General features: G+C 40.1%; 23 protein-coding genes. 8 read left to right on the top strand and 15 right to left on the bottom strand.

What is annotated here, in order from left to right; all coding sequences use genetic code 11:
- Window positions 1-62 precede the first annotated feature (62 nt).
- From HT99x_RS01390 to HT99x_RS01380, 3 genes are all read right to left on the bottom strand, one after another.
- Window positions 63-1,454 carry a hypothetical protein gene (locus HT99x_RS01390; protein ID WP_075066516.1) on the bottom strand — a complete coding sequence of 464 codons (1,392 nt, stop codon included), beginning with the start codon at window positions 1,452-1,454 and terminating at the stop codon, window positions 63-65.
- A gap of 210 nt (window positions 1,455-1,664) precedes the next feature.
- Window positions 1,665-2,477: a metal ABC transporter permease gene (locus tag HT99x_RS01385; protein ID WP_075066517.1), complete on the bottom strand. Its 813-nt coding sequence runs from the start codon at window positions 2,475-2,477 to the stop codon at window positions 1,665-1,667.
- The gene (locus HT99x_RS01380; protein WP_075066620.1) at window positions 2,470-3,222 is read right to left on the bottom strand and encodes an ATP-binding cassette domain-containing protein; all 753 of its coding nucleotides are present in this window, start codon (window positions 3,220-3,222) and stop codon (window positions 2,470-2,472) included. Before HT99x_RS01380 ends, HT99x_RS01385 begins: the two co-directional genes overlap by 8 nt.
- 93 nt (window positions 3,223-3,315) lie before the next feature.
- Here HT99x_RS01380 and HT99x_RS01375 point away from each other — a divergent pair, with 93 nt between their 5' ends.
- Window positions 3,316-4,269: a metal ABC transporter solute-binding protein, Zn/Mn family gene (locus HT99x_RS01375; protein ID WP_075066518.1), complete on the top strand. Its 954-nt coding sequence runs from the start codon at window positions 3,316-3,318 to the stop codon at window positions 4,267-4,269.
- Here HT99x_RS01375 and ubiA read toward each other — a convergent pair.
- Window positions 4,260-5,132 carry a 4-hydroxybenzoate octaprenyltransferase gene (gene ubiA / locus HT99x_RS01370; protein ID WP_075066519.1) on the bottom strand — a complete coding sequence of 291 codons (873 nt, stop codon included), beginning with the start codon at window positions 5,130-5,132 and terminating at the stop codon, window positions 4,260-4,262. The genes HT99x_RS01375 and ubiA overlap by 10 nt on opposite strands.
- Before the next feature lie 53 nt (window positions 5,133-5,185).
- On the opposite strand from ubiA, the gene HT99x_RS01365 reads away from it, so the two are divergent.
- The 3 genes from HT99x_RS01365 to HT99x_RS01355 all read left to right on the top strand — a co-directional run bounded on the left by HT99x_RS01365 (window position 5,186) and on the right by HT99x_RS01355 (window position 10,609).
- Window positions 5,186-6,340, top strand: coding sequence for an FAD-dependent oxidoreductase (locus HT99x_RS01365; protein WP_075066520.1), 1,155 nt, complete (start codon window positions 5,186-5,188; stop codon window positions 6,338-6,340).
- A 161-nt stretch (window positions 6,341-6,501) separates the two neighbouring features.
- Window positions 6,502-9,570 (top strand): 2'-5' RNA ligase family protein, encoded by a 3,069-nt coding sequence (locus tag HT99x_RS01360; RefSeq protein ID WP_075066521.1) that lies wholly within the window; start codon window positions 6,502-6,504, stop codon window positions 9,568-9,570.
- Between the two features lie 94 nt (window positions 9,571-9,664).
- A complete protein-coding gene (locus HT99x_RS01355) occupies window positions 9,665-10,609 on the top strand; it encodes an ankyrin repeat domain-containing protein (RefSeq protein ID WP_075066522.1) in 945 nt (314 codons plus the stop codon).
- On the opposite strand, the gene HT99x_RS01350 is transcribed toward HT99x_RS01355, so the two are convergent.
- On the bottom strand, window positions 10,597-11,547 hold the full coding sequence (locus HT99x_RS01350; RefSeq protein ID WP_158003387.1) for an EamA family transporter: 951 nt from the start codon (window positions 11,545-11,547) through the stop codon (window positions 10,597-10,599). The two genes, HT99x_RS01355 and HT99x_RS01350, sit on opposite strands and share 13 nt — an antisense overlap.
- A 117-nt stretch (window positions 11,548-11,664) precedes the next feature.
- Between HT99x_RS01350 and HT99x_RS01345 the strand changes: the two genes are divergently transcribed.
- Window positions 11,665-12,174, top strand: coding sequence for a hypothetical protein (locus HT99x_RS01345; RefSeq protein WP_075066524.1), 510 nt, complete (start codon window positions 11,665-11,667; stop codon window positions 12,172-12,174).
- On the opposite strand, the gene rocD is transcribed toward HT99x_RS01345, so the two are convergent.
- The 7 genes from rocD to HT99x_RS01310 all read right to left on the bottom strand — a co-directional run bounded on the left by rocD (window position 12,171) and on the right by HT99x_RS01310 (window position 20,356).
- Window positions 12,171-13,370: an ornithine--oxo-acid transaminase gene (gene rocD / locus HT99x_RS01340; protein WP_075066525.1), complete on the bottom strand. Its 1,200-nt coding sequence runs from the start codon at window positions 13,368-13,370 to the stop codon at window positions 12,171-12,173. The two genes, HT99x_RS01345 and rocD, sit on opposite strands and share 4 nt — an antisense overlap.
- Window positions 13,363-14,247, bottom strand: a complete 885-nt coding sequence (locus HT99x_RS01335) for an arginase family protein (protein ID WP_075066526.1) — start codon at window positions 14,245-14,247, stop codon at window positions 13,363-13,365. The genes rocD and HT99x_RS01335 overlap by 8 nt, the downstream gene beginning before the upstream one ends.
- 30 nt (window positions 14,248-14,277) lie before the next feature.
- Window positions 14,278-16,365 (bottom strand): ATP-dependent DNA helicase RecG, encoded by a 2,088-nt coding sequence (gene recG, locus HT99x_RS01330; RefSeq protein ID WP_075066527.1) that lies wholly within the window; start codon window positions 16,363-16,365, stop codon window positions 14,278-14,280.
- Window positions 16,366-16,377: 12 nt separating this feature from the next.
- Window positions 16,378-18,489, bottom strand: a complete 2,112-nt coding sequence (locus HT99x_RS01325) for a RelA/SpoT family protein (protein ID WP_075066528.1) — start codon at window positions 18,487-18,489, stop codon at window positions 16,378-16,380.
- A 29-nt stretch (window positions 18,490-18,518) separates the two neighbouring features.
- Window positions 18,519-18,728, bottom strand: coding sequence for a DNA-directed RNA polymerase subunit omega (rpoZ, locus tag HT99x_RS01320; RefSeq protein WP_075066529.1), 210 nt, complete (start codon window positions 18,726-18,728; stop codon window positions 18,519-18,521).
- 93 nt (window positions 18,729-18,821) lie between these two features.
- Complete coding sequence (gene gmk / locus HT99x_RS01315; RefSeq protein WP_075066530.1) at window positions 18,822-19,445, bottom strand: guanylate kinase; 624 nt, start codon at window positions 19,443-19,445, stop codon at window positions 18,822-18,824.
- 59 nt (window positions 19,446-19,504) lie between these two features.
- Entirely contained in the window at window positions 19,505-20,356 is an 852-nt protein-coding gene (locus HT99x_RS01310) for a YicC/YloC family endoribonuclease (RefSeq protein ID WP_158003388.1), read from the bottom strand.
- Between the two features lie 210 nt (window positions 20,357-20,566).
- On the opposite strand from HT99x_RS01310, the gene rph reads away from it, so the two are divergent.
- Window positions 20,567-21,283, top strand: a complete 717-nt coding sequence (gene rph / locus HT99x_RS01305) for a ribonuclease PH (RefSeq protein ID WP_075066532.1) — start codon at window positions 20,567-20,569, stop codon at window positions 21,281-21,283.
- 47 nt (window positions 21,284-21,330) lie between these two features.
- Here rph and HT99x_RS01300 read toward each other — a convergent pair whose 3' ends face one another.
- Complete coding sequence (locus HT99x_RS01300; protein ID WP_075066533.1) at window positions 21,331-22,128, bottom strand: exodeoxyribonuclease III; 798 nt, start codon at window positions 22,126-22,128, stop codon at window positions 21,331-21,333.
- A gap of 66 nt (window positions 22,129-22,194) precedes the next feature.
- On the opposite strand from HT99x_RS01300, the gene pyrE reads away from it, so the two are divergent.
- Window positions 22,195-22,845: an orotate phosphoribosyltransferase gene (gene pyrE, locus HT99x_RS01295; RefSeq protein ID WP_075066534.1), complete on the top strand. Its 651-nt coding sequence runs from the start codon at window positions 22,195-22,197 to the stop codon at window positions 22,843-22,845.
- A gap of 106 nt (window positions 22,846-22,951) precedes the next feature.
- Window positions 22,952-23,683: a DUF4124 domain-containing protein gene (locus HT99x_RS01290; RefSeq protein ID WP_075066535.1), complete on the top strand. Its 732-nt coding sequence runs from the start codon at window positions 22,952-22,954 to the stop codon at window positions 23,681-23,683.
- On the opposite strand, the gene deoC is transcribed toward HT99x_RS01290, so the two are convergent.
- The gene (deoC, locus tag HT99x_RS01285; RefSeq protein ID WP_075066536.1) at window positions 23,655-24,377 is read right to left on the bottom strand and encodes a deoxyribose-phosphate aldolase; all 723 of its coding nucleotides are present in this window, start codon (window positions 24,375-24,377) and stop codon (window positions 23,655-23,657) included. The two genes, HT99x_RS01290 and deoC, sit on opposite strands and share 29 nt — an antisense overlap.
- Window positions 24,378-25,781: a phosphomannomutase/phosphoglucomutase gene (locus HT99x_RS01280; protein WP_075066537.1), complete on the bottom strand. Its 1,404-nt coding sequence runs from the start codon at window positions 25,779-25,781 to the stop codon at window positions 24,378-24,380.
- Between the last annotated feature and the right edge of the window lie 58 nt (window positions 25,782-25,839).

Below are 25,839 nucleotides of genomic sequence, written 5' to 3'. Positions count from 1 at the left end.
TAAACGGCTTTTTAAAAAGCAAAAAAAAACGGCGCATCTAGCGCCGTTTTTTTCACGAAAGCTTAGCTGCATTTGCCGCTAAGTCTTGGCGATCTTCTGGGCTGTTTCGCTTCATCAGCCACCTGCGGTTTAGGTGCAGGATGGGCGCCAAAGCGATTCTTCCAACCTAAATAAGTCGCATTGATTTCTTTGGATAACGCTTTACGCTCGGTATCCGTAAATTCATATTTAGACTTATCTAATTTCGTTAACAATTTTTCCTGTTGTTTAGCAAGTGACGCTTTAAAATCTTTCTCTGTATTCAATACAGGTAAAGCATCTGCCACTTTCTTATCAAGGTGAATTTGATTATCAAATACACTCATGCCCCAGAAATAACGGATTGGGAATGCAGCCCCTAATACAGCACCAATACCTGCAATACCTGCAAACAAGCCAGCGAAGCCAGTTTGTAAAGCAGTAATAGCTGTTGCGCCCATACCGGTTTTTGCAAGCACGGCCCATGGCAATGCTAAACTTCCACCCCAAGTCGCGGTCACTGCAAAGAACGCAGCCACGCCAATTGCAGCAACATAAATCCCGGTTCCCAAGGCGTTCATAATGCTGAATTTACCACGATAACCCAGATCTTTTGAGGTTAACCAGCCAAGATCTCGTATTAAACCTTCAGCCACATCATATAAGCCAAAGTCATTACCCGTCTTTTTAGCCAAGTAAGTGCCAACCACCCCTAAACCTAAAACAACCGGTGAAGTCACTCCCATCAGCATCATCACTTCTATCATGGCAAGCGCAGCGCTGAAGGTTACTAAATAAGCTAAATTCTGCCCTAAGTAGTGATAGATTTTTTCACTCTTAGTTGGATTTGGGTTCAATAAATTGACTTTGCAGTTGCCCGGGAATTCTTTGAGCTCTAAACCTACTTCCTGAATATGCTGTAAATAATCAGGTCCAACACGATATTTGGAAACCATTGCAGGAAATGGTAATCGGTTATCCTGCCGGTAACGATATTCTTTCTCAACATGAAGCTCAATCGCACGCTGCTTATGTGAGGGGCAGATTGCTAATTCAAATGCACTCTTGCGAACAGGTTTTTTGCTATCCGTATCTTGACGATAAAGGGCTTTAAATAAATCGGGACGCGTCTTTTGTAAAGCGGCAACCGTTACAGGTAGCTTTTGCGCTTCGCGCGCTGCTTTCCATTCTCTTTCTTCAATTTGGCAACGCAGTGAACCTTGCTCCGTATTCGCCAATACATAAAGCTCTGGAATAAAAGTACCTACAGCTACTTTGGTTCCATCGGCTAATTTACGTACTAATGGCGCATAAGCAATGATGAGATCACGATTTGCTGGTGGTGAAGATTCAAAATCCACCGGAAAATTTGATGGCAATAATCCTTTTGCGACGTTTTGGATCCCTCCCAGGACATTCGTCAATATATTTGGCATACGCCCTCCTAAACAACTACCTATTACTCAAGACGACCCTATCGATTTATCAGACAAGACTCATCAAATCCTATTGACAATCTATCCAAACCCAACAGGGTTTTAAACACTAACACGGCCATTTTGAGAATGCAAAGAAATTAGTTACTTTTCTTAGGGAATTTTCTTATCTATTGAGAAAAAGCATCTCCCCAAAAAGCCAAAAATGGGCTAAGCGTATGATTTTTTTATAATAATACTTGAAATGATGAGTAGAACAGCGGCACTCACGACGATGGCAGGACCCGTCGGACAATCCCAAAAATGAGAAACAAAAATACCACATACCACAGAAATGAGACCTATCACGCTTGCCATAGCAGCCATTTGCTCAGGGCTACTTGATAAACGCCGAGCCGCAGCAGCAGGCACTAACAGCAAAGCCGTAATTAACAAGACACCCACAATTTTGATTGCAATGGCAACCGCAATCGCCAGTAACAAAATATAGGCTGCTTCCACTTTTTGTGTATCCACACCTTCTACTTCTGCTAGTTCAACATGTACCGTTGCTCGAAGTAGTTTTTGCCATAAGAGGGATAATAAGACGAGGATGAATAATCCACCGGCATAAATGGTAATAACATCCTTCCAAGTAATGGCTAAAATGTCACCATACAAAAAGCCCAACACATCAACGCGCACTGTATCTAGCGTTGCTAATACCAATAAACCAATCGCTAATGAGGTATGGGATAACAATCCTAATAATGTATCACGCGCAACCAATATCCGTGTTTGCAATACCAAGAGTAAAAGCGCAATGAGTACGGCTATCAAGCAAACACCCAAAGTGAGATCCCAGTTGAGTGCTAATGCCAGAGTAATTCCCAGCAATCCAGAATGTGATAACGTGTCCCCTAAATAAGCCAAACGTCGCCATACCATCAACGCACCTAAAGGCCCTGCGACCAAGGAAACGCCAATCCCGCCAGCTAGCGGAGCGAAAAGATAACGAATATCCCATGCAGCATAATCAATCATGACGATGATCCTGAGTGTCTACCACTTCCCCATGCACATCGTGATGATGATCATGACGGTGAGTGTAAAAAGCTAAATTTTGCGCAATATGACCAAATAATGCAGTGAAGGCCGGATCCTTGCTGACTTTTTCTGGATGTCCTGAACAGCAAACATGTTGGTTTAAACAAACAACAATATCGGTTTGTGCCATCACAACATTCAAATCATGGGATACCAATAAAATGGCACAGCCTTGTTGTTCGCGGATCCTTGCTATCAAGTCATAAAACTCACCTTGTCCTAATAGATCAACACCTTGTGCAGGCTCATCTAACACCAACAACTGTGGCTGACGAAGCAACGCTCTTGCCAACAATACTCTTTGCAGCTCCCCTCCAGACAAGGTGTATAGAGGATTTGCCAGAATCTGCTGTTTAATGCCCACTTCTAACAAAGTCCTTTCTAAAGAAACATCCGCCTGGCCAAGCTGCAAAAACCGTTTAACGGTTAATGGAAAAAGGGGGTCGACCTGCCAACGTTGTGGCATATACCCAATTCGCAAATGGGGGACGGTGCTAACCTTGCCCGTTGTTGGTTTGATAAGACCTAAAAGGATTTTCAGCAGGGTTGTTTTACCAGCACCATTAGGGCCAACAATGGAAACAATCTGCCCTTTCTTCAAAATTAAGCTAATATCTTGAAGAATCAGTTTGGTTCCTTCACGGTAATTCACCGCGCAGGCTTCAATAAGATTATCTGATATAATGGATTGGTTTGTCATAATATTCGATAGTATATACCCGTTACACTTCAAAATGCGAAGCATAATTTGAGTGTTTCATTCACAGGAAACCTTATGACCAGGTTGTTAAATCGCTTTTTCTTCGTCCTGTGCTGCTTTTGTGCCCTTAGCACAAATGTTCTAGCTACAGTGCCTCATGTTACCGTAACGTTAAAGCCCATCCATTCGCTAGTTGCGAGTGTTATGGAAGGTATAGGTGAACCTACGCTTATTCTCCCTGATGGTGCTTCACCACATACCTTTATGCTAAAACCTTCAACGCTCAAAACCTTAGCAGGCGCTGATTTGATCATCTGGGTGGGGCCATCCCTTGAAACGTTTATGGTTAAGCCGCTCTCTTCACTCAAACCGCAATATGGTTTCATTGAGATCGATAAACTCGACAATATCATTAAGTTACCTTTGCGAGAAGGAAGAGAATGGGAACATCATGATGCAGAAGACTCGCATGAACATGATCATCATCATGATCACGGTGATTTCGATCCACACCTTTGGTTATCAATAAACAATGCCAAAGCCATTGTGACGACAACCGCAAATCGCTTGGCGCAAATTGATCCTCAAAATGCAAAGCAATATCAAGCGAATGCACAAAAAACGCTGCAACAATTACAAGCATTAAAGAAAACGCTACAAGCACAACTTGCCAACGTACAAAGTGAACCCTTTCTGGTCTATCATGATGGCTATCAATATTTTGAAAAGGAATTTGATTTGCACGGAGCAGGTACCATGGTGCTTAATCCCCACTTACCACTGAGTGCCAATGGACTCGCGCATATCAAAGCACTGATTCAAGATCGCGGTGTAAAATGTGTTTTTAAAGAAACGGAATTTAGTGAAAAAATGATTGAAAACAGCTTGGGTGCATTGCCTATTCAAATCCGCGAACTGGATCCACTCGGTGTGCATTTTTCTAAAGGCCCTAAACTTTATGAGCAAACCTTATTGCAAATTGGCAATACGATGCAGGAATGTTTATCCAGCAAAAATACTTATAAGTAAAAATCAAATACGGTGCCTGCAAATAAAGCGGCACCTACCCATTGGTTATTCAAAAATGCGTTAAAACAAGCGTCCTTTTCACGATTTTTAATTAACCATTGCTGATAAAAAACAAAGCCCAATGCAAAAACAATACCTAAAAAATAATAGATACCTCGTTCTGTCTGCCAACCTAATATCATCATGAGGCACATCATTAACAAGTGGCATCCTAGTACCGCCTGTTTATCATAACGGCCAAAAGCAATCGCCGTTGATTTTATCCCCACTTTCAAATCATCTTCTTTATCAACCATGGCATACAAGGTATCGTAGGCAATTGCCCACAGTATTGCCGCAGCATAAAGTAACCAGCAATCCGTCGATAAGGAATGGTCTATTGCGCTATAAGCCATCGGTATCGCAAAACCAAAAGCAGCTCCCAAAATCACTTGTGGAAAATGCGTATAACGTTTCATAAAAGGATAGGCCGTTGCTAAAAGAAGCGCGACAAATGACAATCGCACCGTCATGGTATTCGTTAATAACACTAACCCAAATGCCAATAAGAGCAACACTAAAAATAAGATAAGCGCTTCGCGTGAGGAAACCTGTTTGCTCACAATAGGTCTTGCTTTCGTTCGGCTAACATGGCCGTCAAAATCTTTATCCGCAAAATCATTGATGACACAACCTGCGGCTCTCATCACTATGACACCCGCCACAAAAATCAATACTAAAGGCAATGGGGGAGTGCCTTGTGTTGCCATCCATATGGCAATCAAAGTCGGCCAGAGCAATAACAATGTGCCAATCGGGCGATGTAAGCGCATCAGCAGCGCATACTGGTATAAACGTTGTGTGAGGTGTGATAAAATCGCCATGATAATTATTTAGAAATTTATTCAACTTATAAATTGCTTGGGTTTTAAATAGTATGACACAAAGTCTTCCGATTGTTATTATTGGTACGGGGCTCGCAGGCTATAGCGTTGCTAAAGAATTCCGCAAATTAGATACACATACACCACTCATACTACTCACTCAAGATGACGGACATTTTTATTCGAAACCATTGCTATCAACTGCAATGCATCAAGCGAAATCTCCTCAAGACTTAATCATTACCGATGTTGCATTAATGCAACAACAATTAAATGCTACTATTCTCACTTATAGTAATGTAGAGCATATTGATACGCTAACCCAAACACTCTCTGTACAAACCGATAATCATTTGCAAAATCTGGCTTATCAAAAGCTCGTTTTTGCAATGGGAGCTAATCCCAAACCATTACCGATAATCGAAAAGCTGCATTCTCATTATCGTATTAATAGTTTGATGGATTATGCAAAATTCAAAAACGCTCAAGCATCATGGCAACATTTGACGATTATTGGGAGTGGTTTAGTCGGTTGTGAGTTTGCTCATGATTTTACCAAAAGCCATTTGTCTATCGAAGTTATCACGCCGGATCCTTACCCTCTTTATGGCTTAGTACCAGAACCTGTTGGTGATGCATTAAGAGCGTCACTTGCCGAGAAAGGCGTTTCATGGCACACAAAAGCGCATGTAACCGAAGCCACGCAGAATCATGATTGTTATTTAAGCCTTTCAAATGGCAAGACATTACAAACCAATGCCGTCTTAGTCGCCATTGGGCTTGCGCCCCATATTGCTATCGCAAAAACAGCTGGATTATCCGTCAATCAAGGAATTGTCGTTAACTCATTTCTGGAAAGTAGCGTGTCGAATCATTATGCATTAGGCGACTGCGCTGAATATGGCTCAGAATGTCGTCAATATGTTTCACCTATTCTTGTGTGCGCACGCGCATTGGCACAAACACTCAATGGCAATCCAACCCAAGCGGTTCTACCAAACTTACCCGTTTCATTGAAGGTAGATTGCTACCCTATTATAACAGCGCCTCCAAAACGAGGCATTGAAGGTTCATGGCAATTTGAGAATCTTGATAACCATTACCAAGGTTTGTTTTACGACAAACTGGGCGTTTTACAGGGTTATGTTCTAAGTGGTTCATTCTTGGCAAAACGCCAAGAATTTCAAGCGGCCCTCAATACTAAATAAATAAACAAAGGGGAGCTACTTGCCCCTTTTTTTCGCCATCCTTCTTTATCCAATTGATGCAGCCACACAAAAATTATCTTTTGTCCTATTACCAAATAGGCGGAATTTTTTTTTATCTTTTCAGTCGAAAAGTTAAATGAATTCCAGATAGAGGTATGTTTATGTCATCTTATACTCAAATCATGCAAGTGAATAATCTTTTTAATCCTTACCCTCGCATTAAACAAGGTTTAAGTATTCAAACAAATGAAGCGCTAGCTAATCTTGTTAGTTTAATAGAAAACAATACGCAGCTAAAAAGCGAATGGGTAAATATCATTACAGATATTGAAAAAAGGAACAAATCTTCTAATGATATAGGAATCAATATTAAACTCCTGTTTAAACAGCATCAAGATTTCAAGACGGCAATAAAAAAAATCCTTTCCACTCTTCAACCACAAAAAGCTTTGCAAACGCCGAGCCCTATTGTTATTTACCCTCCTATCGTAACCACAAGTGCATCACTGCCTAAAGCTTCGGCGACCTCTTTAGCTGCTCAACCATCATCCGTCAATAAATTTAAAGATTGGCGCAGCGATGAACCACCTGTTTTTAAAAAACCTGCTCCTGTAGCAATTCCATTAGACGAAATAAATTGCCCTAAACCGTATAGAGATCAAGTAACTCAACACTGCATACAAGAATACCAACGTGCTATAAGACTAATGGAACATTCCATGGCAGATGTAGCATTACAATATGTACATCGTAATCCACCAATAGCTCCTTTTAATGATAAATTTAGAACCCATGATAAAATGGAATCAACAAACCCGGGTGCGTTACTCCAATTTGCAAATGTCTATAGCCAACGCTACTTAGATTTGTACGATGCTTATATCGAATGGGAAATACAAAAAGGTATCCCAATGATACCTGTTACGGCAGGACAAATGAAGCTGCATGGATTTACTTCTGAAGAGATCATTGAAATGCAGCCAGCTTGTGTAACATATTCAGCAATTACCGACAACATCAAGAGTATTATAAGCTCTGATCCTAATGATGAAACCTATAATAAAATTATTGCCGCTATGGCTAACCAAGATAAGAATATAAGCTTAGATGATTTTATTAAAGATGAGCAGAAAAGAGAGAAATTCTTATCATTTATCAATAAGCAGAAAAGAAAAGAGATCGGCAAAAAACTCGTTGAAGAATTTAAAATTTATAAAGGGCTTCCAGAAAATCAAAAAAAATTACTCGATACTGCCCAATTTTTAATGCATGATTACGGACATTTAGAATATAAAGACATCGCCACGCAACTCTATTATGTCGGCATAATGAAAACTGATCCCTATGCAAGCTTTGACGAACGAAAGCAAATGGAAGTTCGTCATCGGGTTGCCGGTGATATGAGTATACATCAAAATTCTCCGGGTACGTTGGGAGGGAATCCACTGGCTTATTTAAACATGCTTGAAACAGGGGAGCCTGACAATCGTACGGCGGAATTTCGTAACAAAATGTATTTTGTTTATATGAATAATCATTTTGCTAATGCCGTTATTCGCGACCAGGAAAGAATTGATTTCATCAACAAATGGTTGAGCACTCACAAAAAAGGCTGGCATCTTGATCAAGATTTTATTGATGAAATGAACCGACGACCTGTTAGTTATATACCTCCAATTTTTCGTTATGGAGCAAATGCTGCTGTCAATCGAGAACTTCGCGACCCCAATAGTCATGATGAAGTAGCAGAATTTTACAAGCAAAACCCAAATATTACAGTGAGGGCCGTCATGGAAGGCCTTGTCGATATGAATACTTATCACCGCATGAAGTTAACTTCTCGAGAACTTATGAATCAAATTGGTGAATGGAATTGGGATCCAGAAGATAAAAATCGACCTTGGCAACCTCTTAATTTTGGCACAGGGGCTGCAGTATTTAAAGATAAACCTGAGTCAGAAATGGGTCAACGTGCTAAAGAATATCTGAAGCAAGTCCATGCTTTTAATTTACCGGTTTATGCAGGAATATCAGGTACACTTGACCAATCCACCGCAATGGCAGGACTCGTTGGCCTTGGCATCGATGACGAACTTAAACGTCGAGAGCTAGAATTACACACGATTAAAATGGCCTACCTTGCTTTTATGTTACCAGGACGTGATCATTCTGTTCACGAAATCATGCAATCATCCACAACATATGGCCTTGATTATGTACCCGGACCCGGCTATGAAAAATATGTATACCCTGTTGATCCTTATGTTGTTCAAGAATTAGAACACCAACAACAGCTTCGCGGTAGCCATTTGCCCGATTATTATCTTTCAAAAGATTATGCAGCAGAAGTATTACAAAAACTACAAGCCAGTAATCATGTAGATGTACAAAAAAATACTCATGTTCATGAGACTGTTCATTCTGAGCAATTGAATTACTACGTTGGCATTCCTATTATCGGAACAACACTTGAACAATCCATAAAGCAATGGCGAAAACCAACATCGGGCACACATTGGGTACCCCCTTCTAATTTACATATTACAATTGGTTGGTTGGAATCTCCACTTCCTGTTAAACAACAGGAAAAAATTGCGAAAAAACTTTCATCTATACTAAAAAAATATGACGATTTAGCTTTTAGTATCACGGGTGTTGAAATGTGGGGAAATGGAAAAGATGTGATTGTGACACTCAATGAAGAGTCAGAGCATTATGAAAAAATGCGCGCAGAGATCCAATCTGTTTTTAGAGACAATGGTATTCTCTTTAAATTTGATCCTAGAATCCATATCAGCATTGGACATACCGAAATTGTAACTGACTCTAAAATGGTACAAGAAGCTTTCGGAAAACCACCAATAGATCATCATCAATTTACTCACTGTAGCATTATGCATAACGATCCTAATGATAATTGGAAACAACATACTGATCGCAAGTTTCACTTCAGCAAAGGGGCAAAAAAACTACACGACATTACTTCAGAATTAGATACTCAATTTAAAGAAAATAATGAGCAAGCAAAAAAACAACAGCAGCAAATTGAACTTGAAAAAGAAAAAGCTGCCCAAGAAAAAATAAGTTCTGGCACTAAGGACAACAAGCGAGCAGGTGCATTAACCACATTAAAAGAAAAACATAAGGGTGTGACACCACCCAGAGCCAATACATCAACTAAGAACAAGACCCCAAGCAGAGGTACGACAAAACGTCCGAATCAAAGTTAAAGTACCATTTATCAGGCCAATAATACCTTTGACCATAGTTAGTTTGCGTGATAACATTCGATATAATTTAACATGTACACAGGTTACTCAGATTATGCAAGGTTATTGGCCCACTTCTTCAGATGATCAAACAGTATTTAACAATGTCGTAGATGCACTTAAATTGCGAGATGATGGGTTTATCATTCAGACTCTCAATAATAATCCTGGTTTACTGAAATCACATGATGCGAATCACAACACTTTATTTCATCATGCCGCCAAAGAAGGGTGTAGTGCCAATATTTTTAATTATTTTTTGGAACATCATGCGGATGCTTCTCTACCCAATCAGGACGGCTTTGGTGCTTTGCATTATCTTGCTTTTTACAACCGTTACACTCATCTTTATGCTTTGTTACAATATAAGCCCACACTTGACATTAATATAACAACCACTCTCGGTGAGTCTGCTGCATATCTTGCTGCATTTAACGGTAGCAGCCAGGCTTTAGAATTACTTATTAAACATCGTGCCAATATTAATTTATCTAATTGTGAGCAACAAACTCCCTTACATTTAGCCTGCTTTCAAGGCCATACCGATTGCATTATATTATTGCTAATGGCAAAAGCCGATGTTAATGCTCAAGATAGGCAAGAAAGAATCCCTTTACATTATTTAGCCCAGAATTCTACCCTGGATTCTTCAATAAAGAATAGCTTATTAGAGCTTTTCTGTTGCTTAAGGCCGGCATTAAACCAAAAATGTAGCGAAGGTTTTACTCCTGACCAACATGCAAGTGCTTTTGGTAATCTCGAATTCTCAGTAGAACTTATCAAATCAAAATTTCCAACCCTTTACAACTTATGCGTACAATACATAAGTGAAAATACCACAAGTTTCCCAAGCGAAATAACGATGTTACCTCCTGTCTGTCAAGATAGTATTTTTTTTCGATATAACGTCATTAGTTCGTCTCAACAATCTGTAGAAACAATTTCTTCTTTACCTGATAAAGTAGAGCTGGTAAAAAAATCGTTTGGTTACAGCTCATAACTGTGACCAATATTTTTTACTGCTATCTTTTTTCTAGGCTTCCTTTCAACCCCTGTAGCAATGGAAGCAAATACCAAGAGCATGCCACACAAATCATACCATCCAAAAATTTCATTTAGGAAAAAATAGCCCAGTAAAGAAATCACCACTGGTAATACACCACCAAATATTGCCGCAGTACTGGCTGGGATAATTTGTAATCCCTTTCCCCATGCCCAGTAAAAAAATGCGCCACACAAACTCCCTATGGCAATTAAACCCCAATAATGATCCGGGAAAGCTGACATATCTACATTTTCTAATGATCCCAAACATAAAGGCAATATCAACAAAAAAATCATCCAATTGACAACACATGCGCTCCCTAAAGGTGTGACACGATGGCTAATGCATTTGTTAAAAATGGAATACAGCGCTTCGGGTAAAATAGCTAACAGTACTAAAAAATCTCCAAAAAAACTGCCGGTCACGGCATCAGGATCAGTGCCATTATCTAAATTGATTACAATAATACCCAGAATAGCCAAGATAATGCCAAACACTTTTAAGCGTGTAAATTTTTCTTGTAATACAATGAAAGCGGCAATCGCTAAAAATGCAGGTAACGTACTACTAATAATACCGGCAGAGGTTGCCGTCGTTGATTCAATTCCCCAAAAGAATAAATAATTAAATAAAAAGCCCCCCGTCATTGCTTGACCTAATAAAAAAATCCAATCTCGCTTTTCAAGTCTTCTTGTGGGATGCGTTGGTGAAATCAGCGATATTCTTCCTAATACCATCAACACGCTCAAAAATACACTACTAATCAAAAAACGTACGCCAAGAAATACAAAAATGGGCATTTGTGCTTCTATCACAAATTTTCCCACAACAACATTCACCGCAATTGCAGCTTGTGCTAAAGCTAATAACGCATAAGCACTATATTGATTCATGCAAACCTCTTTAACTGTGCTTGTTTGCAGCATAAATAATTTCAATTGCTGCATTGCAAAGTTAGATTAAACTTATAAGGTAGTCGTTCTTTAAGATTTCGCCATAAGGTATAAATCATGAATCTACATGCTAAGTTACCCTTTGATCCTTTTAATGTAATGAAGAATGCATTTCCAGGCTTTCATATGCCTACGTTGGAAAATGATCCGTATCATCCCTATGCCACTTTTAACCAAGAATGGTTACAAAACTATCAAGCGATACAACAACATTTTTGGCAAGGATGGTGGGACTGGCTAACCTGGCAACAATGGTCATTGCAGCAAGCAGCACATGAAAATGCACGTTGGTTCACGCACTGTATGGAATTAAGACAGCAACCTCAAACATTATACAGATACACGAGAATGAATTGGCAAAAACCGTATCTAGGTATGAATGCCCAAATGCTAACATCAGCGCGAATATTAACCCAATTATGGACCGATACATTTAAAGCTTGGCAACACCAAGCAAGCAGTCATGCAATGAGCCCAGAACCTAGATCTAAACAAGAATTAACGACAAAACCGGCATTTAAACCGACAGCAGCCAAGCAAAGCCCTCATCAGAAACGAAAGCATTAGAACTCCTCTAACGCTTTCGCAAACTGCGCTACCGCAAAATCAATTTCGTTTTCTTTGATAATAAGTGGCGGCGCAAAACGAATAACCGTATCATGCGTTTCCTTCGCTAAAACACCTAATGTCATCATCTTCTCACAAATAGCTCGAGCAACATTAGGTTTATTTATCTCAACTCCAATCCATAATCCCCTTCCACGCACTTCTTTAATTAATGGATGTTTAATTGTACGTAACGCTTGTAATAAAATATTTCCCATCTCAAAACTATTTTTAACAATGTCTTCATCCTCAAAGACTCCAAGTGTAGCGAGTCCAATTTTAGCAGCAAGTGGATTACCGCCAAACGTTGATCCATGAGTGCCTGGCGCAAAAACATCCATGACTTCTTTTCTTGCTAAGAATGCGGATACCGGTAAAATACCGCCTCCCAATGCTTTACCTAAAATTAATCCATCAGGTTGCACATCTTCATGCTCGAAGGCAAACATTTTTCCCGTTCTTCCTAACCCGGACTGTATCTCATCTAGAATGAATAAGATGTTTTCTGCACGACAAATCTCTTCGCATTCTTTGAGCCAACCTTTAGGTGGAATTTGAATACCCGCTTCACCTTGAATAGGTTCTACGAGAAAAGCACAGGTATTTTGGGTAATCGCTCGTTTTAAGGCTTCACTATTACCAAATGGTATTGTTACAAATCCTGGCGTCAGCGGTCCAAAATGTTCTTGGTAGGCTTTTTCTGTTGAAAAGCTAATAATACTAATCGTGCGTCCATGAAAATTATCTCTAGCAACAATAATTTCTCCTTGATTATCAGGAATGCTCTTTTGTTCATAACCAAAGCGCCGTGCTGCTTTCAATGCGGTTTCAACCGCTTCTGCACCCGAATTCATCGGTAATGCCATATCCATTCCACTAACAGTGCATAATTTCTCTAGAAATGGCTGTAACGTATCTGCATGAAATGCTCTAGATACAACACAGAGTCTTTCCGCTTGTTCTTTCAATACAGAAATTAATTTAGGATGTGAGTGTCCTAAACTAATAGCAGAATAAGCTGACATCATATCTAAATAACGTTTTCCTTCAATATCCCAAAGCCAAACACCCTGGCCTTTGGTCAGCACAATGGGTAAGGGATGATAATTATGGGCACAATGTTTTTCTTCTTTAGCAATCCATTCTTGATTATTCATGTTTTACCACACTTTCCACTATATTCTGAGTTAAGATAAGTGTCTTATTGTCACTATCTTTATTAGGGTTCAATTCTGCAATCTCTAACGCACAAAAAAGAGGGTGACTCGAAATTTCTTTTAACGCAGCCAATACTTCTTTTGTAGGCAAGCCATCTGGTTCTGGCGTACCAACCCCAGGAGCCAAGGCGGGATCAAATGCATCTAAATCAACACTCACGCCAAATGCTTTAGTGCCTTGAGTTACCTGTTGTAAGGCTTTCTCAAATACGGTTTTAACACCTAATTTCTTCACATCGTCCATGTAATAAACAGTAACATTTAACTCTTTTAATAACGCAGCTTCCCCTTGTTCAAAACTACGCACCCCAATCAAGACAACATGGCGAGGATTTAATTTGGGACTTGGCCCTGCAAGATGGGTTAATGCCGACTCGCCATATCCCATTAACACCGCTAATGGCATACCATGGATAGCCATTGAGGGGGTTGTTTGTGGGGTATGTGAATCCATATGAGCATCAATCCAGATTAATCCAAAAGCTTGTGAAGCTGCCAATGCATGAACAGCACCACTCCAAGTGCCAATAGCCATCGCATGATCGCCCCCAATCACTAATGGATAATGCTTTGAGGCTATTGTTTGCTGAACTTCGCTAGCTAGTTTTTCGCATAATCCATAAACTTGCTGTAAGCGCTCTGGATAATTCAATTTGAGATTATTTTCATAAGAAACAGAAGGGCTTAGCATTGAACGCCACGATATTTTTGGCATTGTTGCAAAATCTTTAAAAACTTCAGGCCCTTGTTGAGTTAAATGATTTTGTGCGCCCCAACCCAATTTAGCGCCAATTAAATCAAATAGTCTCTCTTGCATAAGACTATCCTTAGTGTTTTCAAAACGATGTCATGCTTTAGTATAGTCATGAAAACCAAGCCATTTTGTGATAAGGCGATCTATATAGTGTGCAGGTAATAATTGCAGCTTTTGCGCTTGTTCAGTGATGGATTCTAATACAGCTTGATCGCGCTGCAAATCAGCAATTTTAAAAGAAATAGCCCCTGTCTGTTTGGTACCTAATATTTCACCAGGTCCACGCATAGCAAGATCTGCCTCAGCAATAATAAAACCATCAATATTATCTCTTAAAATACTAAGGCGCTCTTTTGCCATTTTGCTTAATGAGCCATATAACAAGATGCAAAAACTTGCTTCATTGCCTCTGCCAACCCGCCCTCGTAACTGATGCAATTGTGCTAAGCCAAAGCGCTCAGGATTTTCAATGACCATTAATGTTGCATTAGGTACATTCACACCGACTTCTATCACAGTCGTTGCAACTAAAACAGCAATTTCATTACGGTAAAAAGCTTGCATGATAGCTTCTTTTTCATCGGGATCTAACCGACCATGCACAAGACCTATTTTATATTCAGGCATCGCTTCCTGTAATGTTTGTGCAGCAACCTCTGCAGCTTGGCATGTCAGTATTTCTGATTCTTCTATTAATGCGCAAACCCAATAGATTTGCTGACCTTTTTGACAGACATGTCTCATACGTTCAATCATTTCATCACGGCGGCTTTGCGAGATAGTTAATGTGGTTATAGGTTGTCTCCCAGGAGGCAAGCTATCAATCACTGAAATATCTAAGTGTGAGTATTGGCTCATGGCTAAGGTACGAGGGATAGGTGTTGCGGTCATGATCAATTGATGGGGATGGCAAGGATTGATAGCACTGACCCCTTTTGCTTGCAGTGCTAATCGTTGATGCACCCCAAAACGATGTTGTTCATCAATAATCGCTAGGCCTAAATGATGAAATTGAATATCTTCTTGAAATAAGGCATGGGTTCCAATAATAATATGCGTCAACCCAAGCGTTATATTTTCTTTGATATTCCGCTTTTCTTTACTTTTCATTTTACTGACCAATAATTCACAGCGATATCCCAATGGTCTAAACCATTCAATAAAGTGGGATAAATGTTGTTCAGCAAGAATTTCTGTTGGCGCCATAATCGCAACTTGTGTTCCATTGGCAATCGCTTGTAATGCTGCCAATCCTGCTACAATGGTTTTGCCACATCCTACATCCCCCTGCACTAAACGCATCATGGGTGTCTCTTTTGCCAAATCTTGCGTAATATCCTGCCAAACATTCATCTGTGCATCGGTGAGTGAAAAGGGTAAGGTTGTTAAAAATGCTTGATAGGATGTTTGATGCTGCGGTAGTTTCGTTGCGCGTTGTTGATTCGTTTGTTGTCGAAGACGTGCTAAGCTTGATTGATGTGCAAATAATTCTTCTGCAATCAGACGCGTATACGCTGCATGCTTTCTATTGGTTAATGCTGCAATATCCATATCACTGGTTGGTTGATGAATATTACATAATGCATCGACCCAAGTTTGCATCGCCAATTTTTCAAGATGATTGACAAAAATATCTGTTTGATTTTTAAATCGTAGGCGGTAGGTATCTAATAACTTACCAATGGTTTTGCGCAACCATGCTTGTGATAATCCAGCAACCGTTGGATAAACCGCTGTCAATGTTGAAGGCATCGATGAATTATTATCATCAATGAATTCAACTTCTGGGTGCACCATCTGCAAAAAATGGGACTGTGCTTTTATTTGACCATAACAGCGTAAAATCCCTCCTATTTTCCATGGTTTTTGTGCAAGATAATGAAAAAAAACAACTTGAACCATACCGCCTGATTCATCAGACATGGTTAAAACACAACGTTTTTTTCGGAAATTTTCAACTTTGCTATGCAAAATCTTGCCTTGGATCACACAAGTTTTTTCTGCTTGCAAATCCTTTATCGGTGTTAGATGAGTACGATCTTCATAACGAAAAGGGCAATGAAGCAATAAATCACCCATGGTGAAAATTTGTAATTTAACAAGTTTTTCTGCTATTTTCTCACCAACCCCTTTTAGTGAGGCAATGGGCGAAAACCAATCAAATGATACTTCTGTTTGCAATTACTGAGTCCATTATTTTCCGCGAGTAATGCGCGTTACTTCATTGACCATTCTCAAGCGACGCATGATTCTTGCCAAATGGGAACGATTTCGAACCGAGACAATGAATTTAACGGTATTATGTGATCCATCTCTTTCATCAACATGAACATTAATGATATTTGCATTAGAATCAGCAATCGCATTGGCTAAAGAGGCAAGTACACCTCGCCCATTCACAACATCTACCACAACGGGAACTTGAAATTCACCAACGACTTTATCTTCCCAAGCAACATTAATGTACTCATGGCTGATCTTTTTGAGTCTAGCAATCTTATGACAACGTTCTTTATGAATGACAACACCTTGCCCTTGTGCAAGACTACCAACAATTAAATCTCCTGGAATGGGATAACAACATTTTGCATAAGTAACAACTAACCCCTCTGTTCCCTTAATGGTAAGTGGTTTTGTTTGTCGTTTGCTTTCAACACCGTCAACGGCTTGTATCGAAGCAAGCAACCTTTTTACAACTAAAGGCGCCATTCGTTTACCTAAGCCAACATCCTCATAAAGTTCCTCAACCGTTCGCAATCCCATATCTTTAACGGCATCTTCCAAGCTCTTGGTCGAGAAATTATCTAACGACTGATTTGTCTCGACCAATATACTATTGAGTAATCTTTTGCCTAATGCTTGTGATTCTGCAGATTGCTGACTCTTGAGCCAATGGCGAATATTATTGCGCGCTTTACCCGTAACCGCGAAAGTCAGCCAGGCAGGATTGGGATGAGCGCCGGTTGCGGTAATGACTTCAATCGTCTGACCACTACGTAGCCTGGTGCTTAAGGGTGCTAACCGTCTATCAATTTTACAACCAACACATGCATTGCCAATATCCGTATGCACCATATAAGCAAAATCGACTGGCGTCGCCCCTTGCGGCAATGAAAAAATGGTTCCTTTAGGCGTAAAAACGTAAACGGCTTCTGAGAATAAATCGACCTTTACATTTTCAATGAATTCGATTGGATTTCCAGTATGCTTTTGCAGCTCCAATAAATCTTTTAACCATTCTTTGGTATGAACTTGAGACGTTTCTTTTTCGGTCGTCTTATATAACCAATGTGCTGCAATACCATTTTCTGCTAAATGTTCCATTTCCTGCGTACGAATTTGCACTTCGATGGGCACACCATGTGGACCAATAAGTGTTGTATGTAATGATTGATAACCATTCGCTTTAGGAATGGCAATATAATCTTTAAAACGTCGCGCAATGGGGCGATAGATACTATGCACCACACCCAATGCAAGATAAGCATCGGACATTTTATCAACAACAATACGAAAGGCATAAACATCCATCACCTCTGACAATGACAAACGTTTTTGATGCATTTTTTTATACAAGCTATACAGATGCTTTTCTCTGCCCCAAATCGTGCCTTGGACTAGTCCTGCTTCATTGAGTCGCTTTTTTATTTCACTTTCGATGGTATGAATTAAGGCCTTACGATTGCCGCGTGCACGTTTAACCGATTCTTTTAAAACGCGATAACGCAAAGGATATAACGAAGCAAAGCCTAAATCTTCGAATTCGACTCGCATATGGTTAATGCCTAAGCGATGGGCAATGGGCGCATAGATCTCAAGTGTTTCAAGCGCAATTCGTCTTCTTTTGGGCGCAGGTAAACACGCTAATGTGCGCATATTATGTAAGCGGTCTGCTAATTTTATCAAAATGACGCGTATATCTTGCGCCATTGCTAACATCATTTTGCGGAAATTTTCGGCTTGTGCTTGTTCTCGACTTTCAAATTTAATTTGTTTTAATTTGCTAACGCCATCAACAAGCTCTGCAACCTTCTCACCAAAGCGAGCAACGATAGCTGATTTATCAATCGCCGTATCTTCAATCACATCATGAAGCATTGCCGCCATGATGCATTGATAATCCATATGCAGCCCTGCCAAAATACGTGCGACTTCGACAGGGTGTGAAATGTAGGGTTCACCTGTATAACGTTTTTGCCCCTCATGCGCTTTTTCTGCAAGCAGGTACGCATGGGTAATTTCTTCGACTTGTTCAGGGGGTAAATATAGCGCCAGTTCATCTCTTAAATCGGTAAATGCAAACACTGGCAACCTCTTTGACTAAGTGGAATGGCTTAATTATCAGGCTGTGCTAAAAACTCTTGTCCAAAATGTCCCAATGCAATTTCTCTTAATGCAACGACGGTTGGTTTATCATTTTGCCAAGCTACTAAAGGTTCTGCGCCTGTCATAGCAAGCTGTCTAGCACGCTTTGTTGCGACCAAAACCAGCTCAAAGCGATTGGCAACGTTTGATAAGCAATCTTCAACTGTAATACGAGCCATCTTTATAACCTCCACTCATTTAAAATCATGCTTGTTGTAATAACTATGTTAACCGATTCGATTGGTCTACGAACAGTGCAGTTACGCGACTCATTATTGTTCTTTGACAACCAAAGAATGGAGTAACGCCTCATATCGTACTTTCTGTTTCACAACCCGCAAACGGTTAGCGATAATAATAGACTTCAGATCATGTAGCGCTAACTCAAAATCATCATTGACGACAACATAATCATATTCTGTATGATGAGAAATTTCCTGGCTAGCTTGTTTCATCCGCACATCAATAATCGCTTGGCTATCTTGGCTACGATTCACCAATCGTTTTAACAAAACCTCACGAGAAGGGGGCAAAATGAAAATACTCGTACATTCCATTTGCTCTTTTACTGCGTGCGCACCTTGCCAATCAATTTCTAAAATAACATCTATCCCTTTCGCGAGCTGCTCTAAAACCCAGGTTTTTGAGGTACCATACCAATTGTTAAATACTTTGGCATGCTCTAAGAAAGTACCAGCCTCTTGATGATGACGAAAAGTTGCCTCATCTACAAAAAAGTAATTTTTACCCTCTATTTCTCCGACACGGGGTGCTCGTGTTGTATGCGAAATTGAAACCGTAATATTAGAAAGTTCTGCGAGCATGGCATTGACCAGGCTTGTTTTACCCCCACCAGAAGGAGCAGAAATAATATAAAGTGTTCCAGATAAATTCATAGTATGTAACCGTTTACTGCGACGTTGATTTTTGACCAAAAAGGAGCATTTATCATGGGTTATTCCACATTTTGAATCTGTTCACGCATTTGTTCAATAATCACTTTAAGCTCCACTGCTGCTTTGGTTACCAAATGATCAGAAGATTTAGCAGCCAAGGTATTCGCTTCACGGTTCATTTCTTGCATTAAAAAGTCTAAACGTCGCCCACTCGCCGGTATTTTCAAGGCTTGCTCTACTGCTTGAACATGCGTTACTAATCGATCAATTTCTTCTGCAACATCCATTCGTTGTGCATAAAAAACTAATTCTTGTTCTAATCGTTCTTTTTCAACATTGGCTTGAATATCTGCCAATCTCTGAGTGATTTTTAGCTTTTGCGCCTCTAAACATAAAGGTAATCTTTCTTTCACAATAGCAACCTGCTCTAAAATTTGAGCAGATTTGCCCTCTAGCACTATTTTTAGCGCAGCTCCCTCTTGTTGCCGATTTTGCACAAGTCGCTGTAGCGCTTGTGTTAACTCGGCCGTTAACGGTAATTTTAGCTCGGAATAATCAATAGTGCCCTGACGCACAACGTCTGGCCAGCGCAGCAATTCCATCGCTTTCATACCAGTTGCAACAGAATCATGAGTGGCCAACTGTTTGGCAGCATCAAGAAGTTGATTAACCAAATTACTGTTAATCTGTAACGCAGGGGCCGTCTTAGCGCTGGGAATAAAGCTTAAATGACATTCTACCTTACCGCGATGTAGCGTTTTAGCTAGCAAATTTCGCCACTCAACTTCATATTCTCGAAAATAATCAGGCATTTTAAAAGTAATATCGAGATAGCGATGATTAACAGAGCGTAACTCCCATGTAGCCTGTCCCCATTCTTGCAAAGCTGCCGCTCGGGCAAAGGCAGTCATACTGGCTATCATTTGCGACTTAATCTCCGAAAATAAAGTTGATTATTTAACTTTTTACGTGCCCATGAAAGGTGATGCTAACATATTTGTTATTGAGCTTCACGCTAGTGCAATAGATAACGTCCGCCCCGCTCGTACTTGAAAATATCGCATTTTCAAGTACGAGCGGTATATAATACCTTTCTTTTTTTGACCAAGGTAAAATTTTCCATGCGACCCAGTGCTAGAAACCGCGATGAACTCAGAGAAGTCAAATTTACCCGTAATTATGTTAAACATCCTGAAGGTTCTGTATTGGTCGAATTTGGCGAAACCAAAGTCATCTGTAATGCCTCGGTTGTTCCTGGCGTGCCACGCTTTCTTAAAGGCCAAGGCAAAGGTTGGGTCACTGCAGAATACGGCATGCTACCCCGCTCAACCACTGAACGCATGATGCGTGATGCAGTTACCGGGCGTCCTGCTAGCCGTTCTCAAGAAATACAACGATTAATAGGTCGTTCGCTACGCTCTTGTGTCGAATTAGAAGCACTTGGCGAGAATACCATTACAATCGATTGTGATGTATTACAAGCCGATGGCGGCACGCGCACTGCCAGCATTACCGGAGCATGCATTGCTTTAGTTGAAGCATTCAATTGGATGCAAAAACGCCGAATGATTAAAAAAAATCCACTCAAGTACCTGATTGCAGCGATTTCTGTTGGCATTTATCAAAATGAAGCCGTTCTCGATTTAGATTACGCCGAAGACGCTAATGCAGAAACAGATATGAATGTCGTCATGAATGCCAATGGCGAATTCATTGAAGTACAAGGGACTGCAGAAGGAAAACCTTTTAAAGGTACTGATCTCAGCAATATGCTAGCATTAGCGCAAAAAGGTATCCAAGAGTTAATCATTAGACAGAAACGATTATTAGATTTATAAACTTCTCGTCATTGCGACCTTGTGCGCAATGACGATCCCTCAACGAACTATTCAACCTTTCCTGTAATCATCAAATGCGATAAATCGTAATCTATTGTTAATGGTGCATGATCGGAAAATTTTTCATCTCGATAAATACTGACGTTTTTAATTGCTTGTTTCAAATCGGGAGTCACAATTTGGTAATCAATTCTCCATCCCACATTATTTTCCCAAGCACGTGATCGATTTGACCACCAGGTATATTGTTCAGCTTCTTGGTTTACAACACGAAACGCATCAACAAAACCGATTTTTTCAAATACCTTATCTAGCCAGGCACGCTCTTCTGGTAAAAATCCTGAGTTCTTTTGATTTGTTTTCCAATTTTTTAAATCAATTTGTTTATGGGCAATATTCCAATCGCCACAAATAATATGCGGACGTTTCGTCTCTAAATAACGCTGCATAATGGCTTCATAAGTATCCATAAAATGGTATTTTAATGCCTGCCTACCTTCACCGCTGGTACCCGATGGCATATATAATGAGATAATAACCAACTCACCTAGTTCAATCTGTAAATAACGCCCTTCATCATCCGCTAAACCATAATCGATATGACTAATCACATTATCGGGCTTTTGACGACTATATATCGCAACACCACTATAGCCACTTTTTTGCGCACTCTTGGCATTACAGTAATAACCTGGTAATTGAAAGGCTTCTTGCTCAAAAATAGCATCGGGTGCCCGAACTTCTTGTAAACAAATCACATCAGCGTTTTGCTTAGCAAGCCACCTAAGCGCTCCCTTTTTCTCTGCTGAGCGGATTCCGTTGACATTCATAGTGATAATGCGCATTCTTAGTCCCACAATCAAATAGGGTAAAATTCAAACTGGAAAGAGTATAACGAAAGAGAGTTGATGATGGAAACCTACCGAAAAACCTTTATTGATTTGGCTTTAGAACATAATGCACTGCGCTTTGGTGATTTTACACTTAAGTCGGGTCGTAAGAGCCCTTATTTTTTTAATGCTGGCCAATTCAATACCGGCGATTCTCTCAAAGTGTTGGGCGAATGCTATGCTGCTGCGATTATGCAATCCTCTCTTGAATTTGATGTGTTATTTGGCCCCGCTTATAAAGGGATCCCACTTGCTACCGCTACGGCAATTGGTTTGAATGAGCAATTTCAACGTAATGTACCCTACTGCTTTAATCGTAAAGAAGCAAAAGACCATGGTGAAGGCGGTTTAATTGTGGGTGCCCCACTACAAGGACGTGCATTAATTATTGATGATGTGGTAACAGCAGGAACCGCCATTAGAGAATCACTGCAAATTATTCAAGGTGCAAATGCAACCGTTGCTGGGATCATCGTCGCCTTAGATAGGCAAGAAAAAGGTCAAACCGAGCAATCTGCCATTCAAGAAATCGAATCTAGCTTGCAAGTTAGTGTTGTTTCCATCATTACTCTTACCCATATCATGGAATTTATTGAAAATGAGCCTCAATTTAGCGCGTTTCGTAAACCCATGGCCGAGTATCGCCAGCAATACGGTATCTCTTCCTCATAATACGCCATTCTCTGAGGCAGCGCAGAACCCCCCTTCTGCGCCTCTTTAATCATGCTTCGCCTCTTGGTATATACTCTAAAAATTGAGGATACAAAAAGGGTTAGTCATGAAAGCAAGTACCTGGGTGAAAATCCTGTTCATTATTAGTCATACCAGTATGACATGTGCTTTTGCTCAAGATAACTATTATCGCTATAAAGACAAAGAAGGTAATGTTGTCATATCCAATAGCGTACCTGCTGATTTCGCCAATTCAGGTTATGAAGTGATAAGTCCCACAGGCAATGTGATTGAAACCGTTTTACCTCGTAAAACTGATGAAGAAATTGCCGCTGATGCCAAAGCGGCGCAAGATCAGCGAGAGGCACAAAAACAAGTTGAACTCAAAAATCAACAAGAACAAGCACAAGCTCATAAAGATAATATTTTATTAAAATCATTTGCCAGCGTTGCAGATATTAATCGTGCAAGAGACGATAAACTCGCTTCTATTGCAGTGCTTGAAAATATCATCAAAGAAAATTTAGGTGGTCTTGAAAAACAACTCAAAGATGCTCAAGCTGCAGCATTAACTTATCAACAAAAATCACAAGCGCTTCCTGAAAGTTTGCAAAAGACCATTGCCGAAAGTGAACGTCAAATTAAAGATGGGCAAGCTTTTTTAGAACGAAAGAAGGCAGAAAAATTAGAAATTATAGAGAAATACAAATTATTAGCCGAACACTTCACCGAACTACAAACCACAAAAACAGGTTCACAAACAGCACCTAACTCAGCGTCTGAACCATCACCTAATGCCGCTCCCAGTACTACGCCTCTGGAAAAGCAATCGTTTTAAATAGATGACTTGCACCGATTCTAAATAATTTAGGGGTGAGCCAATCAACTCCCAGCATTAATTTAACCTGCTCATAATATTCCAACGCTTGTGCTTGGCTCTTAAGGCCACCCGAAACTTTCAAGCCCACTCGATGTTGCTTATGTGCCGCAAATTCTTTAATCGCTTGTAATATATTTGCCGTTGCTACCAAGGTCGCTCCTTCAATGACTTTACCCGTTGAGGTTTTAATGAAATCAACCCTTTGTTCACAACAAAGATAGCTCAACTCATAAATCATCTTGGGATCCTGAATTTCGCCTGTTTCAAGAATTAATTTTAAAAGGATCGTATTGCCCATCTGTTCACGACACATTGCAATAAAATCGCTTACTGCTATCATATTTTTTTCTTTTAAAAAAGCGCTATATGGCATGACAATATCAAGCTCTGTTGCACCTAAGTTTCGTGCTTGTTTAATTTGTTCTTTAATTTGCGCATCCGTCAAAGTGCCACTAGGAAAATTAATGGCAGCACTCCAAGCTAAAGGCAAATCTCTTAATTCACTTCTTAACAAACTCAGATGTTGCGGATAAACACAAATACCTGCAGGCAGAATGGGAGATTGGCGGACACTATGCGAAAAAGCCAACAACTGTTCAGTTGTGGCTTTTTCTTCCAGATAAGTTGCATCCATCAAAGGCAATAACAACATTTAAAAAGGAACCTTTAACTCTGGTGCCAATTGCAAAATAGCTCGTTTGAAATCTGCTTGGATCCGTCGTAAAGCTGATTCACTATCTGCTTCAAAACGTAAGACCAAACATGGGGTTGTATTAGATGCACGCACTAATCCCCAACCATCTTTAAATTCTGCTCGCAAACCATCAACCGTAATCAATTGACTATCGATAAAACCATGTTGCTGCTTTAAGGCTTCAATAAAAGCAAATTTTTTCTCTTCCGCAATGGCTATATTAATCTCTGGCGTGTTGACACTATTGGGAATATCACTAAATAGTTCATGCAATGGCTTATCTTGCTGGCTAATGATTTCTAAAAGACGAGCGGCTGCGTAGCAAGCGTCATCAAACCCGTACCAGCGCTCTTTAAAAAAGAAATGTCCGCTCATTTCTCCGCTTAAGGCTGCTTGCGTTCTTTTCATTTCACGTTTGATAAGTGCATGTCCCGTTTTATACATGATGGGTTCACCACCAAGCTCGCGAATACGCTGTGCTAGCAGTTTGGAACATTTGACATCAAAAATAATTTTGCTATGAGGAACACGTTGCAACAAATCAGCGGCAAACAGCATCATCACTCGATCTGGCCAGATAATTTCCCCTTGATTGGTTATGACTCCTAAACGATCGCCATCACCATCAAAAGCAAGTCCTAAATCACATTGTTCTTTAACAACGACTTTTATCAAATCTTGCAAGTTATCTGGTTGGCCTGGATCAGGATGATGATAAGGGAAGTTACCATCTACTTCACAATAAAGTGGCACGACCTCACAGCCTAAAGAAGCAAAAAAGCGCTCTGCTAAACAACCAACAACACCACTGCCACAATCAATCGCAACTTTTAGACGACGGTTGATGGTTATATCCTGTTGGATCTTCGCAATATACTCTCCTATCATATCTTTCGATATTAAACGCCCATTTCCCTGTGAAAATTGTTGCGTTTGAATGCAATGATAGAGTGCTTCTACGTCTTGTTCAGCCAGCGTATCTCCTGCTAGCATCATCTTAAAGCCATTATAATCTGGTGGGTTATGGCTTCCTGTAATCATTATTCCTGTCGCTGTTTTTAGCACATAGGTTGCAAAGTAAACAACCGGGGTTGGCACTTGTCCTAAATCAATAACATCGCAACCACTGGCCATTAAGCCTTGGCTTAAACTTTCGCTGAGCCAAGCTCCTGAATGTCGTCCATCACGTCCTACCACCACTTGTGATTGATTTTTTTGTAAGGCTAAAGTACCAAAACTTAATCCTAATAAATAGGCTACTTCCGGGGTTAAGGTTTTACCGACTACGCCGCGAATATCACAGGCGCGAAAAATTTCAGGTTTGACAGCAGAAATATCATAATTCATTGCTTGCTCAATCATGAGATAATTTTCCATCCATATAAAATGCAACCTGCTTTCGCCAAGGCTACGGTTGTCA

The sequence above is a fragment of the Candidatus Berkiella aquae genome (genome assembly GCF_001431295.2).
GTDB lineage: Bacteria > Pseudomonadota > Gammaproteobacteria > Berkiellales > Berkiellaceae > Berkiella > Berkiella aquae.
Note: the sequence above shows the minus strand (reverse complement) of the source record. Positions and strands in the feature narration are given on the sequence as shown.

Excerpts from the sequence above, each read along its gene's own strand:
- HT99x_RS01390 (WP_075066516.1), bottom strand. The coding sequence starts at position 1,454 with ATGCCAAATATATTGACGAATGTCCTGGGAGGGATCCAAAACGTCGCA.
- HT99x_RS01385 (WP_075066517.1), bottom strand. The coding sequence starts at position 2,477 with ATGATTGATTATGCTGCATGGGATATTCGTTATCTTTTCGCTCCGCTA.
- HT99x_RS01375 (WP_075066518.1), top strand. The coding sequence starts at position 3,316 with ATGACCAGGTTGTTAAATCGCTTTTTCTTCGTCCTGTGCTGCTTTTGT.
- ubiA (WP_075066519.1), bottom strand. The coding sequence starts at position 5,132 with ATGGCGATTTTATCACACCTCACACAACGTTTATACCAGTATGCGCTG.
- HT99x_RS01365 (WP_075066520.1), top strand. The coding sequence starts at position 5,186 with ATGACACAAAGTCTTCCGATTGTTATTATTGGTACGGGGCTCGCAGGC.
- HT99x_RS01360 (WP_075066521.1), top strand. The coding sequence starts at position 6,502 with ATGTCATCTTATACTCAAATCATGCAAGTGAATAATCTTTTTAATCCT.
- HT99x_RS01355 (WP_075066522.1), top strand. The coding sequence starts at position 9,665 with ATGCAAGGTTATTGGCCCACTTCTTCAGATGATCAAACAGTATTTAAC.
- HT99x_RS01350 (WP_158003387.1), bottom strand. The coding sequence starts at position 11,547 with ATGAATCAATATAGTGCTTATGCGTTATTAGCTTTAGCACAAGCTGCA.
- HT99x_RS01345 (WP_075066524.1), top strand. The coding sequence starts at position 11,665 with ATGAATCTACATGCTAAGTTACCCTTTGATCCTTTTAATGTAATGAAG.
- rocD (WP_075066525.1), bottom strand. The coding sequence starts at position 13,370 with ATGAATAATCAAGAATGGATTGCTAAAGAAGAAAAACATTGTGCCCAT.
- HT99x_RS01335 (WP_075066526.1), bottom strand. The coding sequence starts at position 14,247 with ATGCAAGAGAGACTATTTGATTTAATTGGCGCTAAATTGGGTTGGGGC.
- rpoZ (WP_075066529.1), bottom strand. The coding sequence starts at position 18,728 with ATGGCTCGTATTACAGTTGAAGATTGCTTATCAAACGTTGCCAATCGC.
- gmk (WP_075066530.1), bottom strand. The coding sequence starts at position 19,445 with ATGAATTTATCTGGAACACTTTATATTATTTCTGCTCCTTCTGGTGGG.
- HT99x_RS01310 (WP_158003388.1), bottom strand. The coding sequence starts at position 20,356 with ATGACTGCCTTTGCCCGAGCGGCAGCTTTGCAAGAATGGGGACAGGCT.
- rph (WP_075066532.1), top strand. The coding sequence starts at position 20,567 with ATGCGACCCAGTGCTAGAAACCGCGATGAACTCAGAGAAGTCAAATTT.
- HT99x_RS01300 (WP_075066533.1), bottom strand. The coding sequence starts at position 22,128 with ATGCGCATTATCACTATGAATGTCAACGGAATCCGCTCAGCAGAGAAA.
- pyrE (WP_075066534.1), top strand. The coding sequence starts at position 22,195 with ATGGAAACCTACCGAAAAACCTTTATTGATTTGGCTTTAGAACATAAT.
- HT99x_RS01290 (WP_075066535.1), top strand. The coding sequence starts at position 22,952 with ATGAAAGCAAGTACCTGGGTGAAAATCCTGTTCATTATTAGTCATACC.
- deoC (WP_075066536.1), bottom strand. The coding sequence starts at position 24,377 with ATGTTGTTATTGCCTTTGATGGATGCAACTTATCTGGAAGAAAAAGCC.
- HT99x_RS01280 (WP_075066537.1), bottom strand. The coding sequence starts at position 25,781 with ATGATTGAGCAAGCAATGAATTATGATATTTCTGCTGTCAAACCTGAA.